Annotated in this window: 9 protein-coding genes; 6 read left to right on the forward strand and 3 right to left on the reverse strand. The window is 73.1% G+C overall.

Annotated features, from left to right (window positions below; genetic code table 11):
• Positions 1-21: 21 nt before the first annotated feature.
• Entirely contained in the window at positions 22-1,149 is a 1,128-nt protein-coding gene (locus K2224_RS31870; protein ID WP_221910653.1) for a PP2C family protein-serine/threonine phosphatase, read from the reverse strand.
• A gap of 459 nt (positions 1,150-1,608) precedes the next feature.
• Between K2224_RS31870 and K2224_RS31875 the strand changes: the two genes are divergently transcribed.
• From K2224_RS31875 to K2224_RS31895, 5 genes are all read left to right on the forward strand, one after another.
• Complete coding sequence (locus tag K2224_RS31875) at positions 1,609-2,709, forward strand: PleD family two-component system response regulator (RefSeq protein WP_221910654.1); 1,101 nt, start codon at positions 1,609-1,611, stop codon at positions 2,707-2,709.
• Between the two features lie 281 nt (positions 2,710-2,990).
• On the forward strand, positions 2,991-3,458 hold the full coding sequence (locus K2224_RS31880) for a hypothetical protein (RefSeq protein ID WP_221910655.1): 468 nt from the start codon (positions 2,991-2,993) through the stop codon (positions 3,456-3,458).
• Between the two features lie 136 nt (positions 3,459-3,594).
• Positions 3,595-4,512, forward strand: a complete 918-nt coding sequence (locus tag K2224_RS31885; protein ID WP_221910656.1) for a serine/threonine protein kinase — start codon at positions 3,595-3,597, stop codon at positions 4,510-4,512.
• 4 nt (positions 4,513-4,516) lie between these two features.
• Entirely contained in the window at positions 4,517-6,697 is a 2,181-nt protein-coding gene (locus K2224_RS31890) for a protein kinase domain-containing protein (protein WP_221910657.1), read from the forward strand.
• 41 nt (positions 6,698-6,738) lie between these two features.
• Positions 6,739-8,826: a serine/threonine-protein kinase gene (locus K2224_RS31895; protein ID WP_221910658.1), complete on the forward strand. Its 2,088-nt coding sequence runs from the start codon at positions 6,739-6,741 to the stop codon at positions 8,824-8,826.
• A 26-nt stretch (positions 8,827-8,852) separates the two neighbouring features.
• On the opposite strand, the gene K2224_RS31900 is transcribed toward K2224_RS31895, so the two are convergent.
• Together K2224_RS31900 and K2224_RS31905 are read right to left on the reverse strand one after the other, a co-directional pair.
• A complete protein-coding gene (locus K2224_RS31900; protein WP_221910659.1) occupies positions 8,853-10,454 on the reverse strand; it encodes a DEAD/DEAH box helicase in 1,602 nt (533 codons plus the stop codon).
• A gap of 121 nt (positions 10,455-10,575) precedes the next feature.
• The gene (locus K2224_RS31905) at positions 10,576-10,779 is read right to left on the reverse strand and encodes a cold-shock protein (protein WP_059194910.1); all 204 of its coding nucleotides are present in this window, start codon (positions 10,777-10,779) and stop codon (positions 10,576-10,578) included.
• Positions 10,780-11,363: 584 nt separating this feature from the next.
• On the opposite strand from K2224_RS31905, the gene K2224_RS31910 reads away from it, so the two are divergent.
• Positions 11,364-16,040, forward strand: a complete 4,677-nt coding sequence (locus tag K2224_RS31910; RefSeq protein WP_221910660.1) for a DUF6531 domain-containing protein — start codon at positions 11,364-11,366, stop codon at positions 16,038-16,040.
• Positions 16,041-16,054 lie beyond the last annotated feature (14 nt).

Consider the following 16,054-nt stretch of genomic DNA (forward strand, 5'->3'; position numbering starts at 1 on the left):
CCATCGGTCGCATCGTCCCGCTCAGCCACCACCAGGCTCGTCCGCCGGCACGGACGGTGTTCGGGTGACTGCGAGCAGTGCCATGTCGTCTGCGATCCGGCCCTCGGTGTGATGGTTGACCTCGGTGAGGAGGATGTCCAGCAGCGCGTCCGGGCCGGTGAAGGCCACTCCGGTCAGGCCCGCTGCCGGGTCGTAGAAGTCCCCGGCGCGGTTTCGTGCCTCGTACAGGCCGTCGGTGTAGAGCAGCAGCGTGGCTCCCATGGGAAAGGGCACCGTGTCGATCCGGTCCGGTTCGCCGTCCGGCTCCGCCAGTCCCAGAGGAAGGGCCGGCTCGGCGGGGTCCACGCTCTGGATCCGGCCGGCGTGCAGCAGCAGTGGCGCCGGGTGTCCGCGATTGACCAGCCGCACCTCGTCGTCGCCGTACGGGATCTCCACCAGAACGCCGGTGACGAACCCCTCGGTCCGTTCGGGCCCCGTCCGCCGGGCCTTTTCGCGCAGCAGTGCCCGTTCCAGTCTGACCGCCACCCCGGCGAGCGAAGGTTCCTCCTCCGCCGCCTCCCGGAACGCCCCCATGGCCACGGCCACCACCTTGACCGCGTCCAGGCCCTTGCCGCGTACGTCGGCGACCAGGCAGCGCATGCCGTACGGCGTTTCCTGTGCGCCGTACAAGTCGCCGCCGATCTGCGCCTCTTTCGCCGCTGCCTGGTAGCGCACCGCGATCTGCAGTGCCCCTATCGAGCCCGGTGGTTGCGGCAGTACCGCACGCTGTGCGGCCAGCGCGACCCTGCGCGCGGACTGCAGGCGCACATAGCTGTAGTACATGAGGCGGTTGACGACGATGGCGAGGGCGGAGACGGTCACCACCGCCGCCAACTCGCTCCACCCACCGGAGTCCCCGATCATGCCGAAGTGCGTGAGCAGCGCGACGTCGGCGGCACAGGCACCGATGCCCGCCAGGATCGTCGCGCGTAGCGACAGCAGCGCGGCGGCCGTCATCGGCGCGGCCGTGTAGAGGGCTTCTCCACTGACATGCGGAGGGGTGTAGTAGTCGAAGACGGCACCTCCGACGAGCATGATGACGGGGACGAGTTCGAGGTGGTGCAGACACCATCGACCGACGCTGGTGCGCCCTGCACTCCGCGCCCTCACGTCCACGCTCCCGCTCTGTCGTGCAGCAACACACCTCAAGCATCCTCGGGCCGGATGGCGCCTGCCAGTCGTGGAAATGCCGGTGTGTGTGCGTGTGATTACACACCGCGCCTGTGAGTCCGGTGTTGGCACGCCCGCCACCGTTGCACCCCGGCCCGAACGTCAACATCGCGCCCGCGGGCATGAGGGGGTGTTGGCGCAACACCGTCACCGGTGGAGCGGCCCTGAGCTGCGGCTCTCGAACGTTGCGGGATGTCGACCGATGGCGCAACAGCCGCCGGGTGTTGCCGGTTTGCGAGTTGTCCGGCGCAACCCGTTCGCCTGCCGCCATTGTGTGGCGCATGGCAGGGCGGGCCCAATCGGGGCGCGCCGTCCCGGCCGGTCTGCGGCGGGTTGAGGAGGCGGGTGCGATGGATGATCGTTCAAGGGCGGAGCGTTCGGGGAAGGGCGGCAGCGTCCGTGGGTGAGCTGCGCCCCCTGGGGCAGAACCTGACGCCGGAGTCCCGGGCGCTGGCCGTGGCGCTGCGGGAGTTGTTCGAGGGCCTGGGAGTGTCGGTGCGCCGCTACGCGGCCCGGCGCGTACGAGACGCCGGGACCTTTTCCCGCTACCTCAGCGGTACCCGCGTCCCGCCATGGGAAGTGGTGATGGATCTCTTCACCGATGTCGCCGAACACCGTGGCATGGCGGCCACCCCGGAGGCCATCGAACTGGTACGGCGACTGCACCGGGCGGCGGTGGAAACCGGCGCCTCACCCCGTCACGCGGTCGAAGTCCTTGAACGGCAACTCGCCGAAGCCGACCGTGTTTCACGCCGCTCGACCGCCCGCGGGGACGCACTGGGGGACGCCTTGCTGGACCGCAAGCACCGCATCGCGGACCTGGAGGTGCGCCTCAACCAGCTGGAGGCCGAATGGGGCGCGGAACGCGAGCGAGCCGAACGCCTGGCGGCCGCGGCCGGCCCCGACGTCACGGAGCTGTTGTACGAACGTGATCGGCTGCGGGTCGAAGTCGCCCGCCTGTCGGCCCAGTTGCAGGAGGCGCAGGTGCGGCGCGACGAGGCCGAGGCGCGTTGTGCCCTGCTGGAACGGCAGTTGGAGGCGGTCGAGCAGGTGCAGCAGGCCGCCGCAGACGTGACCCCCGCGGTGCCTCGGGCCATGCCCAGGATTCTCGTCGTCGACGATCAGCCGGACAACCTGCTGGCCATGACCGCCGTCCTGTCCACCCTCGACCAGGAACTGGTCGCGGTCTCCTCGGGCCGCGACGCCCTCAAGGCGCTTCTCGACCACGACGACTTCGCCGTGATCATCATGGATGTGCAGATGCCTGACATGGACGGCTACGAAACCGCCGCCCACATCAAGCGGCGGCCGCGCACCCACGATGTGCCCATCATCTTCCTGACGGCCATGGGGACCGACCCCGAGCATTCGGCGCGCGGCTATGCCGCCGGCGCGGTCGACTACATCGGCAAGCCCTTCGACCCGTGGGTTCTACGGGCCAAGGTCGCCGTCTTCACCGGCATCTACCTCGAACAACGACGCCTCGCCGGAGAGCAGTGAGGGACTGGAGAACAGTGATCTGAGGCGCGAAGCGCGAAGCGTGAAGCACGAAGCGCGCAAGGTCAGGGCTGCTCGCCCGGCCTTGAGCGCTGTTGTTCCAGCGCGATCGGCCGAACGTGCCCGGCGCGGGCGGACCCGACGGGAGCGGACCGGGAATCATGGGAGGAAGGCAGACTTGACATGAATCTTGGCATATTCACGTCAAAAATCATGGAGCATCTGCCTTGTTCTCTTCAGGGGTGCGTGCCTCAATTGGCATCCCCTCACAAAGGCGGTCTCCCATGAGACACAGCAAGCTCGGCACGGGTGCGTTAGTCGGTGTCGGCGTCGCGCTCGCGGGCACTCTCGCGATGGCGCCGGCCTCGGCCGCGGTGACACCGGACACCGCGACCCTCTCGTTCGACTGCGGGAGCTATGGCTCCGGAACGGCCACGCTCACCGCCACCCAGAGCGGAACGCAAGCGACCATCAACCTCTCCACGTCGGCGATCACTTCGCCCATCGACATCGGGGCGAACTCGGTCTCGTCCCAGCTCACACTGACCAAGAACGGCTCGGATACGACGGTCTTCAGCGGTAGTTCCAACCCGGCGATCCCGGCCGGTGGCGCGGTCTCCACCGGACCACTCACCGGCACCGTCGCCACGGGCGACCAGCTGTCCGCCTCCTCGCTCCAGGTGGTGGTGCTGGGCATCACCGCGACCTGCAACGCCACTTCGCCGCAGTCCCCGGGCCCCTTCGTCTTCTGATTCCGACGACAGGCGCCCGACGAGGGGTCGGCGGACGGCCGCCGCCGGCCCCTCTCGACGCGGCCCCGCGTGTCGGCTGCCTGTGGGCCGTATATAGGCTCACGGCCGTAGCGAGACCGACGGGGAGAACAGAAGAGTGGAGAAGCTGCGGCAGGACGATCCACCGCGGATCGGGGATTTTGTGACGTTGGCGCGCCTGGACGCCGACGGCAGCCGGGGCGTTCCCGAACGCCGCTATCTGGCGCGCAGCGCCGACGGCGGGCACACCGTCGTGGCGTGTCTGCCGCCGCCCGGTGGCGACCCGGCGCGGTGGGCCGCCGAGGCGCAGCAGGCGGCCCGGCTGACGCAGCCCGGGTTCTGGCCGGTCGCCCAGCTCGGGGGAACGGCGGCCTTCCCCTGGTCCGCCACGCCCTACCGGCCCGCGCTGCCGCTGCCGGCCGTGCTCGCCGCATACGGCGGACCGCTGCCGGAGGCGTTGGTCCGTACGCTCGGCGGTGCGCTGGCCGAGGCGCTGGCCTCGGCGCATGTGCTGGGCATCGTGCACGGCGGAGTGTGTCCGGCGGGTGTACTGCTGACCGCCTGTGGGCCGTTGTTGGGGTGTTTCGGCGCAACCCGTGCGCACCCGCTGACCGAGACGTCCGAGACAACCGAGACAACCGAGACGTCCGAGACAACCGCGACGTCCGCCACACCGGCAGTCGGCCTGGAGACCGGTTGCCTGGCTCCGGAGCTGGCGGCGGGCGGGTCCGCGGACCGGGCCGGCGACGTCTACGCCCTGGGCGCCGTGCTGGCCTACGCGGCGACCGGTCACACCGTGCCGGAACGCGCCGAGGTCCCCGTCGGCCTGCGCGACATCGTCACCGCATGCCGCTCGCGCGACCCCCGGGGCCGGCCCGAACCGGCAAGGGTACTGGCGGAGTTGCTGCCCGGCGCGGCGTACGGCGGGCTGGCCGGCGCCACCGAGCCGATCTCGTTGCCCGGCCGCGTCGTCGAGGCGTTGTCCCGTCAGTCGGCGGAGGTGCTCGCCGCCGCACTCCCCACCCACGAGCGCTGAGGCCATGATCTCCCCACTTCTGCACGACGATCCGCACACCGTCGGCCCGTTCCGGATCCTGGCGCGCCTCGGCGGAGGCGGCATGGGCACCGTCTACCTGGCGCGTTCGGCGGCCGGCCGCACGGTGGCGGTGAAGACGCTGCACACCCGCCTCGCCGGGGACGCCACGCTGCGGACCCGTTTCCGGCTGGAGGCGGACGCGGCCCGCGTCATCGGCTCCGAGCACGGCGCGGCGGTCGTCGACGCCGACCCCCAGGCACCGACCCCGTGGCTGGCGACCGAGTATGTCCTCGGCCCGCCGCTGGACATGGCCGTCGAGACGGGCGGGCCGCTGCCGGAGCCGGCCGTGCGCGCCCTCGGCGCGTCGCTCGCCGCCGGACTGGAGCAGCTCCACCGGTCCGAGGTGGTGCACCGCGACCTGAAGCCGTCCAACGTCCTGATGACGGCCCGGGGCCCGCGGATCATCGACTTCGGCATCGCCCGGGCCTTCGGCGACGAGCACCTCACGAACGTGGGCAGCGCCGTGGGCACACCCGCGTTCATGTCGCCGGAGCAGGCCGCGGGCCTGGAACACGCGGCGGCCGGCGATGTGTTCGCGCTGGCCGGCGTGCTGGTCTTCGCCGCCACCGGCGTCGGCCCGTTCGGCGGCGGCGCCCCCACCGACCTGCTGTACCGCGTACGGTTCGGCGAACCGGAGCTGGGCCGGGTCCCCGTGGCGCTGCGCCCCCTGCTCACCCGCTGTCTGGCCAAGGACCCCGCGCAGCGCCCGTCCACCACCGAGCTGCGGACCGCACTGGGCGGCGCCGGACACGCCCCGGCGGACCGCGGCGGTTTCGCGGAGCTGCTGCCCGACGCGGTGCTGCGGGAGATATCCCGGCGCAGCGACGAGGTGTGGCACGAGCCGCCGCACCGTCTGCCGCCGCCCGCGCCCGCCGAGCCGCCGCGCACCGAACCGGCCGCCGCACCGGGCGTCTCCAGGCGGCGGCTGCTGACGGTGGCCGGGGGCGCCCTCCTGGGCGGCGGGCTCCTCGGCGGCGGGGGCTGGGCGCTGTTCGCGGGCTCCGACGACGGCGGGGGCGGCACCACGAAGAAGGACGCCGTCGACCGGCCGAAGCCGCCGACGGCGCTGTGGTCCACGCCCCTGTGGTGCCCGTCCACCGGCGGCGAGGTGATGCGGGTCGGCCGCAACCTGGCCATGCGCGCGGGCATCGTACTGTGCGGCATCAACGCCGAATCGGGCAGCTCGACCTGGCAGGCGAGCATCGAGGAGACCTGGCGGTCGGCGAGCGACGGCACGCGGATGTACGCCCTGCGGGGCTACCAGGACGCGGTGTCGCTGGCGGTGTGCGAGGTCGCCCAGACCGACGGCTCGCTGGGCAAGCCCCTGGTGGAGCTGTCCGCGTTCGCCGGCAAGGAGAAGCTCAACCAGCTGCTGTGCGTCGTCGACGGCGTCGCGTACCTGGTGGCCAAGGCCGCCTCCGGCGGGCACTGGTACCTCGTCGCGGCCGATCTGGGCACGGCCAAGGAGCGCTGGCGCAGCCCGGTGGAGGGGCCGCAGACCGAGGGCGCTCCGCCCGCACTGTGCGGCGCCGTGTCGGGGGCCCGGGTGGTGCTGTGCGGCAGCCCCGCGGAGGGTTCGAAGTTCATCCGGCTGTCCGTGCACGACAAGGCCGACGGCCACCAACTGTGGGACCTCTCCGAGACGTTCGCGGGCACCCCGCCGTCCCGCCTGGTCCTCGACGACCACAACGTCTACCTGGGCTCGGACGGCCTGACGGCTCGTCAGCTGTCCGACGGGAAGCTGGCATGGGTCTTCGGCATGCAGCGGGACGTCGGCGACAGCGCGGGGGAGGAGCGGAAGTACGGCACCCCCATCGTCCAGGACGGCGTCGTCTACTGCACCGAGGCCGACCGGGGACTGATCGCCGTCGACGCCCTCTCCGGCACCCTGAACTGGCAGGAGAAGGGACTGTCCGGCAGGAAGAGCCTGCGGGACGTGGCACCGGCGGTCGGCAAGCGGTACGCCTACTGCGCCGACGACAAGGGCGTACGCGCCGTCGACCTCCAAGCCCGCAAGGCCGTGTGGACCTACGAGGCCACGCCCCTCGTCCTCACCGGCGACGCCACGGCGGGCCGTCTGTACGTCCGCCAGGAGAAGCGTTCCCTCGCCCTCCCGCTCGCCTGACCGACCCGCCCCTCCACCCCCCATCCAGGAGACGACCACCCGTGAAACCCCTCGGCCAGGGAGACCCGCTTCGCCTGGGCCCCTACCGCCTCCACGGCGTCCTCGGCGAGGGCGGCATGGGCAAGGTGTACTTCGGCGCGGACGCCGCCGGCCGCCCCGCCGCGGTGAAGGTCCTGCTGCCGGAACTCGCCCACGACGGGCATCTGGCCGACCGCTTCCTCCGCGAGGCACGCACCGCGCAGGCCGTGACCAGCCAGGGCGTGGCACATGTACTGGCCGCCGAGTTGGAGGGCGGCAGGCCGTGGATCGCCACCGAGTTCCTGGCCGGCCCGACGCTGGACGACGCCGTCACGCGCTTCGGCCCGCTCGGCGACGCCGCCGTACGGGAGTTGGCGCGGTCCCTGGCCCGCACGCTCCAGGACGTGCACACCACCGGCCTCGTCCACCGGGACGTCAAGCCCCCCAACGTCGTCCTCACCTCGCGCGGCCCCCGCCTGATCGACTTCGGCATCGCCCGCCCCGAACACGGTCTGACCCTCACCCGCACCGGACAGATCCCGGTCACCCCCGGCTACGGGGCGCCGGAACAGGTCCTCGGCCGGCGCGTGGGACCGGCGGCCGACGTCTTCTCCCTCGGCGCCGTCCTCGCCTTCGCCGCGGGCGGCCGGCCGGCGTACACCGGCGCCGAGATCACCGCCGTCCTGTACGAGGTCGTGCACGGCGAACCGGACCTGGGAGCCGTGCCCGAGGCGCTGCGCCACCTCCTCATACCCTGCTTCGCCAAGGACCCGGCGGCCCGCCCGCTGCCCGGCCAGGTCGCCGAGGCCGCGGCGGCACCGGGCCGGCCCGAGAAGCTGTGGAAGTCCGGCCCGCTGGGGGACGAGATCCGGCAGCGCGAAGCCGCCGCACGCCGCCTGACGACGCGGCCGACCGGCCCCACGCCCACCACCGGTTCCGGAGCGGCCGGCGGCGGCCCCGGCCTCACCCGGCGCCGGTTGGTCGCGGCCGCCGGCGGCGGGGCGCTGCTGGCCGCGGCGGGCGGCGGCACCGTCTGGTGGCTCGCCCGCGATGACGCCCCGGCCGACCCCTTCGACATCCCGCCGGCCGCCCAGGTGCGGATCGCGCCGCTCGGCTCCGCCGACGGCACCCCGAAGCCGCTGTGGGGACCCGTCCAGGACATCGCCGACGCCGGGTCACCGGCTCCGCTGCCGGTGCGCGACGTGGTGGTGTTCGCGGCCTCTGGCGGCGGCATCGCGGCCCGCGAGGTCACCGACGGCCGGGAGCGGTGGCGGGTCGGCGACGCGAAGGCGGGCGCCGGCTACCTCTCGATCGGGGACCGCCTGGTGGCCACCGCCGACGGCGAGGGCACCCTGCGCACCTGGGTAGCCGCCACCGGATCGCCGCGTTGGACCGTGGACGCGCAGGTGGGCGCCCTGCTGGCGGCCGACGCCCACGCCGTCTACCTACTGACCACCGACGGCCGGCTGCGCTGCGTGGGAACCGACGGGAGGGTGCGCTGGACCCAGCCGCCGCCGCTGCCGCTGTCCGGCGGCCACCCCGTCGCGGCCCTCGGCGCCGGCCACCTGGTGTTCTGCACCGAGACGGGTGACGTGGCCGCGGTCCGCGCCCAGGACGGCGCCCGCGCCTGGGTCCGCAAGGGCCAGGCCGCCGGGGCGCTCCGGCCCGCCGTCGACGGCGGAACCGTCTATCTCGGTGGCAACACCCTGGCGGCCGTGGAGGTCGTCGGCGGCCGCCAACGCTGGGCCCTGGACCCGATGCGACCGCCCAGGCGGGGCACGGCCGGCTGGGGCCCGCCCGCCGTGGCCGGCGGGGTCGTCTACGCACTGGACTGCGACGCACTGCGGTCGGTGCGCACCGACGGCAGCCAGGCGGTGAACCCGATGATGATCGCCGGCGTCGCCCCACCGTGGCAGCCACCGGTCGTCCAGGGCGGCGGCGTCTGGATCGTGGAGAGCGAGGACACCGGCGTGAGCGGCCTCCCCCGCTCCGGAGAGGGCCGGCCCCAGACCTACGCCCTCTCCGGGGGCCGGCCCCGCTCCATCGCCGCCGACGGCAACCGCCTCTTCGTCCTCAACCACGCGACTCTGCTGGCGTTGCCGGTGTACTAGGCCCGGTGTGCCCAGGCCCGGTGTCCCTAGGCCGCGGGGCCGCGGCGGCCGCCCCGGCGCTCGGGGTTGCGGCCGCCCGTGCGGCCGGCTCCGCCGGTGGCCTTGCCGGCCCTTCCCCGGTGGGCGGAGCCGCGCCCGCCCGTACCGGAGCCGCCGCCGGTGGTGGTACCGGCCGCCGTCCGGCGGTCCGAGCGCTGGCCCCCCTGCCCGGTGGCAGTGGTGGCCGAGGCCGCGCCCCCGCCGCCCGTGCGGCGTCGGCGGGACTGCCGCCTGCCGGCTTCGGCGCCGGCCTTCCGCGGCGGGCGGGACGCCGCCGGTGCCGCCTGCTGGGGGACCTCGATGGTGACGGCCACACCGGACGGCTCGCGCGCACCGGTGAGGGTGGCCAGCTCCGCGTCGCTCGACCTCATCTTGGCCGTCCGCGGGCGGATGCCCGCATGGGACATGAGCCGGGTGACGTCCCTCTTCTGCTCGGGCAGGACCAGCGTGATCACGCTGCCGGAACCGCCGGCCCGGGCCGTGCGGCCGCCGCGGTGGAGGTAGTCCTTGTGATCGGTGGGGGGATCGACGTTCACCACGAGGTCGAGGTCGTCGATGTGGATGCCCCGGGCCGCGACGTTCGTCGCGACCAGCGCGGTGACCTGGCCGTTCTTGAACTGCTCCAGGGTCCGGGTGCGCTGCGGCTGGGAACGGCCCCCGTGCAGCGCCGCCGCCCGGACACCGACGGCCAGGAGCCGCTTGGCGAGCCGGTCCGCGGACCTCTTGGTGTCGAGGAAGAGCATGACCCGGCCGTCACGGGCCGCGATGCGCGTGACGACGGCCTTCTTGTCGGTGTCGTCCAGGACATGGAACACGTGGTGCTCCATGGTGCTCACCGCTCCCGCCGACGGGTCCACGGAGTGCACCACGGGGTCGGTCAGGAACCGCTGCACCAGGCGGTCGATGTTGCCGTCGAGCGTGGCGGAGAACAGCATGCGCTGCCCGTCGGCCCTCACCTGCTGGATCAGCTTGGTGATCTGCGGCAGGAAGCCCATGTCGGTCATCTGGTCGGCTTCGTCCAGCACCGTGATGCGGACGTCGTCGAGCACACAGTCCCCGCGTTCCACCAGGTCGTTGAGCCGGCCCGGGGTCGCCACGAGCACCTCGGCCCCGCGGCGGAGCGTGGTGGCCTGCTTGGTGAGGGAGAGTCCGCCGACCACGGTGGCCAGCCGGAGGTTCACCGCCGTCGCGTAAGGGGTCAGCGCGTCCGTCACCTGCTGGGCGAGTTCGCGGGTGGGTACCAGAACGAGGGCCAGCGGTGCCTTGGACTCCGCGCGCAGTCCGGCCGTGCGGGCCAGCATCGCCAGCCCGAACGCCAGGGTCTTGCCGGAACCGGTGCGGCCCCGTCCCAGCAGGTCGCGGCCGGCCAGCGAGTTGGGCAGCGTGGCGGCCTGGATGGGGAACGGAGTGGTCACACCCTGTGCGGTGAGGGTCTTCAGCAGCGCCGGTGGCATGTCCAGACCGGCGAAGTCCTCGACGGCGGGAAGTGCGGGCGTCGTGCTTTCCGGCAGCCGGAACTCCCTCGGCGACGATGCGGCGGACGGCGAGGACGCGGTGCGCCGGTTCGACTTCTGGGACCTACGGGCCATGCAGTGTTCTGCCTTCCTGGAACAGCGCAAACCGGGGTCCGCACCATTGTGGTGCGGACCCCGGTGAGCGAAAACGCGACCGGATTTCGGGCCCGATATCAGGCCCTTCGTCGGGCCGTTATCAGGCGGGGACGATGTTCTCCGCCTGCGGGCCCTTCTGGCCCTGCGTCACGTCGAAGGAGACCCGCTGGCCTTCCTGGAGCTCACGGAAGCCCTGGGACTGGATGTTCGAGTAGTGGGCGAAGACGTCGGGGCCGCCGCCGTCCTGCTCGATGAAGCCGAAGCCCTTTTCGGCGTTGAACCACTTCACAGTTCCCTGTGCCATAACTTTCTCCTTCTGTAGGCAGAGGCCCCATCCGGAGATGCCGGAAACAAATAACGCGCCCGAAGGAAGCATTCCTGTCAGGCGCACATAGGTTCATGGGTACCACAACTGCAACTTCAAAACCGTAGCACAGCTCGGGCCCCGGCGGCGGTGCCTCGGTCGGCGGATTCGCCCGTTCCCTCCGGCGCCGCCTTCCGTTCATGATCAACTCGCCATGGCCCCGCATCACTTGGGTGGCTCGCCGAGCGGCTCCGCCCGATCGTCGCCGTCCCCGGCCGTCGGCCGGCTCGGCCGTCACTCCGCGTTCGCCCTGACGCGGACCGGCCGGCATCGGGCCGTGCGGACCGGCGCCGGCGAGGGCCACGTCGATCATCAGCACCCCATCGGAAAACCTGCGCATTCCGGCCGGTGACGGAGAAAAGTGCCGGTGTTTCGCGAATTCCCGATTTCCGCCGCCTCGCTTCTTTTCTCGTCCGCCCGGGTCTCGAACCCCTTGTCCGGGTCCTCGAACCCCTTGTAGGGCCCGCGAACGTGCCCCTAGCCTCGCTCCAGGCGCACCGCCACTCACGACATGGGGGCAGCTCGTGACGACACCGGAGCCGTTATTCCACCGCCCGCTCGTTGAACTCCTCGGCCGACATGCCGGATACGCCTTCGTCGGCGACGGTGTGCAGACGGCCGTCGGCAACCACACCAGGGCGGAGGTGGACCTGCCGGCCGCGAGCGAACTCCTGACGTGGGGGCGCACCTACAACTCGCGGGACGACCGCACCGGCGTCCTGGGCCGCGGCTGGAGTCAGTGGTTCGGGACGAGACTGGACGTACCGGCGACCGGGCCGGTGGTGCTGCACGACCGGGACGGCCGGGCGCTGCCCTTCCACCCGCTGCCCGAGGGCGGCTACCGCAGACCGCAGGACATCGACGCCGACCTCTTCCAGGAGGAGTCCGGCGCCTTCGTGCTGCGCCACTTCTCCGGCCGGACCTGGCGTTTCCATCCTTCGGGACGACTGGCGGCGGTCGCCGACGACGGGGAGAGCGTCGCGGTGGAGCACGACGCCGACGAACGCGTGCACACGGTGACGCACTCGGCCGGTGCGCGACTGGAGTTCGCCTACCACGCCGACGGCACGCTGGCCCGGGTGGCCGCCGACGACGGGCGCACGGTCTCCTACGCGTACGAGCACGGGGACGACGAGGGCGACGCCCGGCTGTGCGCGGTCACCGGCGCGGACGGCGCGGTGACCCGCTACCACGGTGACGGTGCCGGCCGGCTGGTCCGGGTGACCGACCCCGACGGCGTGGTCACCGTCGTCAACCACTACGACGCCGCCGGCCGCATCGTCCACCAGGACCTCGCCGGAGCCGGCGGAATCGGCCTGGCCTACGACGACGCCTCCGGCGAGACCGTGGTCACCGACCGCCCGACCGGCGCGCGGACCGCGTTCCGGCACGACGCCGCCGCCCGGGTCGTACGGGTCACCGACCCGCTCGACGGCACCACCACGCTGGCCTACGACGCCGAGGGCCGCTTCACCGAAGGCAGCACACCCGGCGGCACGACGGTGCGGCGCGAATACGACGACGCGGGCAACGTGATCGCCAACTCCTGGGGCGGGGCCGCCACGCGCTGGACCTACGACCGGCGGCACCGGGTCACCGGCGTCACCGACCCGGCCGGTCTGCTGACCACCTACACCTATGACGGCGACGGTCACCTCCCGGCCACCGCCACCGACCCGTCCGGCGCGGTCACCCGCAACACCGTGCGCGACGGACTGATCACCGCCCGGCAGGAACCGGACGGCGGCCGGTGGCGCTACGACTACGACCGGCGGCGCGGCCTGATCGCCCGCACCGACCCCACCGGCGCGGTGACCCGCTACACCGTGGACCGCGCGGGCCGGCGGACCGCCGAGACCGACCCGGTCGGCCGGCGGACCGGCTACGCGTACGACGCCGCCGGGCGACCGACCGCCGTCACCGGCCCGGACGGCGGCACCACCCGGTACCACTACTCGGCCGCCGGCCGGCTCACCGAGACCGTCGACCCCGCGGGCACCCGCACCGCCCGCTCCTACGACGACGCCGGCCGCCTGGCGGCGGACACCGACGCGCTGGGCGGACGGACCGCGTACGACTACGACGAGGCCGGCAACCTCGCCTCGATCACCGACCCGGCCGGGGCCCGGACCACCGTCGAGTCCGACCTGCTGGGCAGGATCACCGGCGTCGTCGACCCGCTCGGCACGGCCGTCCGCTACGACTACGACGCGGACGGCAACACCGTCTCCCGGCACGGCCCGTACGGCACCACCACGACCGACTACGACCCGCGGGGCAACCCGCTGTCGGTCACCGACCCGACCGGTGCAACCACCCACCACGCCTACGACGCCCTGGACCGTCCGGTGGCCTACACCGACGCCACCGGCGCGACCTGGCACACGCACTACGACGACAGGCACCGCACCGTCACCGTCACCGACCCCCACGGAGCCGTCACCGCAAGGGAGTTGAGCGCGGGCGGGCGGACGAGGGTGCACACCGACCCGATCGGCGGGCGCACCGAGTACCACTACGACGCGGCCGGCCGGCTGGTCGACCGCGTCGACCCGGAGGGCGGTCACACCCGGTTCGACTACGACGGGGCCGGGCGCCGGCTCGCGGTGACCACCCCCGCGGGGCTGGTGACCCGGTTCACGTACGAGGACGGCCGCCTCGTCGCGGTGACCGACCCGCGCGGCTGGATCACCCGCTACCGCTACGACGCGGCGGGCCGCCGCACCGAGGTGATCACCCCGGGCGGCGCCGGTACCCGCTTCGGCCACGACGCGGCCGGCCGGCTGATCAGCCGCACCGACAGCCGCGGCGGCATCACCCGCTACTACTACGACGCGGTCGGCGACCTGACCGCGATCACCGACGCCAAGGGCGCCCGCCACACCTTCACCCACGACGCGGCCGGCCGCCGCACCTCCGCCACCGATCCGCTCGGGCGCACCACCCGCCGCGAACTCGACGCCGCCGGCAACCTGGTGGGCCTCGTGGAACCCTCCGGCCGGACCCAGCGGCTGGAGTACGACGCGGCGGGCCGCCTGCTGCGCCGCTCCGCGCAGGACGGCACCGAGGTGCGGTACGCCTACGACGCGGCCGGCCGCCGCACCCGCATGACCGACCGGACCGGCACCACCCGGTACACCTACGACACGACGGGCCGGCTGCTGACCGTCACCGACCCGGACGGCGGGGTGCTCACCGCCGCCTACGACGCCGCCGGCCGGCGGACCCGCTGGCAGTATCCGGACGGCGCCGAGGTGCACTACCGCTACGACCTGTGCGGGCGGCTGACCGGTCTGCGCGACTCCCAGGCCGGCGAGGCCGTCTACGCCGTCGACCCCGACGGCCGGCTGCTGACCGAACAGCTCCCCGGCCGCTGGGCCCGCCGCTACCACTACGACGGCGGGCTGCTGTCCCGTTTCGCCGAGATCCGGGCCGGCGTGCCGGTCACCGACACCACGCTGACCCGCGACGCCGACGGCCGGATCGTCGCCGACGCCACCAACGGCGTCCACCGCGCCTACGGCTACGACATCGCCGGGCAGCTCGTCTCGGTGCACACCAGCGGCGCGGCCACCGGCGAGACCCACCTCGCCTACGACCTCGTCGGCAACCGCACCGACCTCGTCCACGACGGCGCGCAGACCCGCTACCTCTACGACGTCGCCGACCAGCTCGTCGCGGTCGAACACGCCGGCCGGCGGGTGGAGTACACCTACGACCCGTCCGGGCGGCTGCTCGGCGAGAACGACGGCGACCGGCGGCTGGCCCTCGGCTACGACGGGCTCGGCCTGCTGCGCGAGGCCACCCGCACCCGGCCGTGGGCCCGCGAGCAGACCCGGCTGACCTTCAACGGCGACGGGCTGCTCACCACGTTCGCGCTGGCCACCGGCGACGACGACGCCCCGTCGAGCACCGTGGACTACCGGTGGAGCGTCGGCGACCGGCTGCCGCAGATCCTCGGCCAGCGCGTGCGCACCCAGGTGCCGGAGGCGGACGACACCGCACCGGTCGGCCGCGACCTGGCCAGCGCCCGGTTCACCTACGGCCACGGGCGGACGTTCGCCACCGCCGCGCACGGCTCGGCCACCTTCGCCCGGGACGCCTACGGCTCGACGCTGCGCACCGAGGAGACCCGCCCCTGGACACAGAGCGAGAGTTACGACCCGTTCGGCGGCCCGCCCGGATCCCGGCCGGACCGGGCGCCACGGCTCGCGCCACACCTGCCGGCCTTCGGCTACCGCGGCGAACTGGCCCACGGCGGAGCGCTGTACCTGCGGGCGCGGATCCACGACACCACCGTGGGCCGGTTCACCACCCCCGACCCGGTGGCGCTGGTCGGTGCGAGCAGCCAGGCCAACAACCCCTACGCCTACGTGGGCAACGACCCGATGAACCAGGTCGACCCGAACGGCACCTGGGCGTTCACCGACCTGGTGGGTGGCGCGCTGGGCGCGGTGGTGCCGGCCGGCCTGACCGACTGCGCCAACTGTGCCGGCGACCCGGGCAACGACATCACCCGGCACTGGAAGTGCTTCCAGGGCAAGGGCTGTCTGCGGGTCCGCGGCTACTTCTCGGAGGGCGCGCTCAACGCCGAACCCGGCTCGCTCAAGGGCCTGTACTACACCCGCCGCCCGGAGCGCGCCGCACACGCCCTGACCCTGCACGAGCTCAACAGCCGCCGGGAGGGCGGCTGGGACTCCTTCTGGGGCAAGGTCTTCGGCTACACCACGGTCAGCCCCCGGGTCGACTGGGAGGTGGGCGACCGCCAGTCGCCCCGCTTCCGCGTCGACATCACCACCGAGGAACACCGCATCTTCGAGGTCAAACGCTGGGACGGCCCGGCGACCACGGCCGAGGTCGCCACCCAGCTCGCCGGGTACGTCACCCTCGTCGCCGCGCGATACGGGATGGTCTTCCAGCCCAGCGACGAGCTGAAGGACTGGGCCGACGGCTTCGACGTCACCACCGGCTTCTGGTCGTGGGTGCGCACCCCGTTCACCGACTCCACGGTGTACGTGTGGGGCCTCGACAATCCACCCGGGCACATCTACTTCGCGCAGGACGACAAGGCCCGCGACAAGGTCAGGACGAAGGCGGACGAGAAGCACGGAGTGGGCGGCATACCGGCGGCCCCGCCGATCGAGATCCCCGGCGTGCCGGACGCCCCCGCCCCGGTGGAGCCACCGATCCTGGTGCCATGAGGGGAGCGGCGAGG

The sequence above is a fragment of the Streptomyces sp. BHT-5-2 genome (assembly GCF_019774615.1).
Taxonomy (GTDB): Bacteria; Actinomycetota; Actinomycetes; order Streptomycetales; family Streptomycetaceae; genus Streptomyces.

Bases quoted from the DNA above. Each gene is read 5' to 3' on its own strand.
- K2224_RS31880 (WP_221910655.1), top strand. From the start codon at position 2,991: ATGAGACACAGCAAGCTCGGCACGGGTGCGTTAGTCGGTGTCGGCGTC.
- K2224_RS31890 (WP_221910657.1), top strand. From the start codon at position 4,517: ATGATCTCCCCACTTCTGCACGACGATCCGCACACCGTCGGCCCGTTC.
- K2224_RS31900 (WP_221910659.1), bottom strand. From the start codon at position 10,454: ATGGCCCGTAGGTCCCAGAAGTCGAACCGGCGCACCGCGTCCTCGCCG.
- K2224_RS31905 (WP_059194910.1), bottom strand. From the start codon at position 10,779: ATGGCACAGGGAACTGTGAAGTGGTTCAACGCCGAAAAGGGCTTCGGC.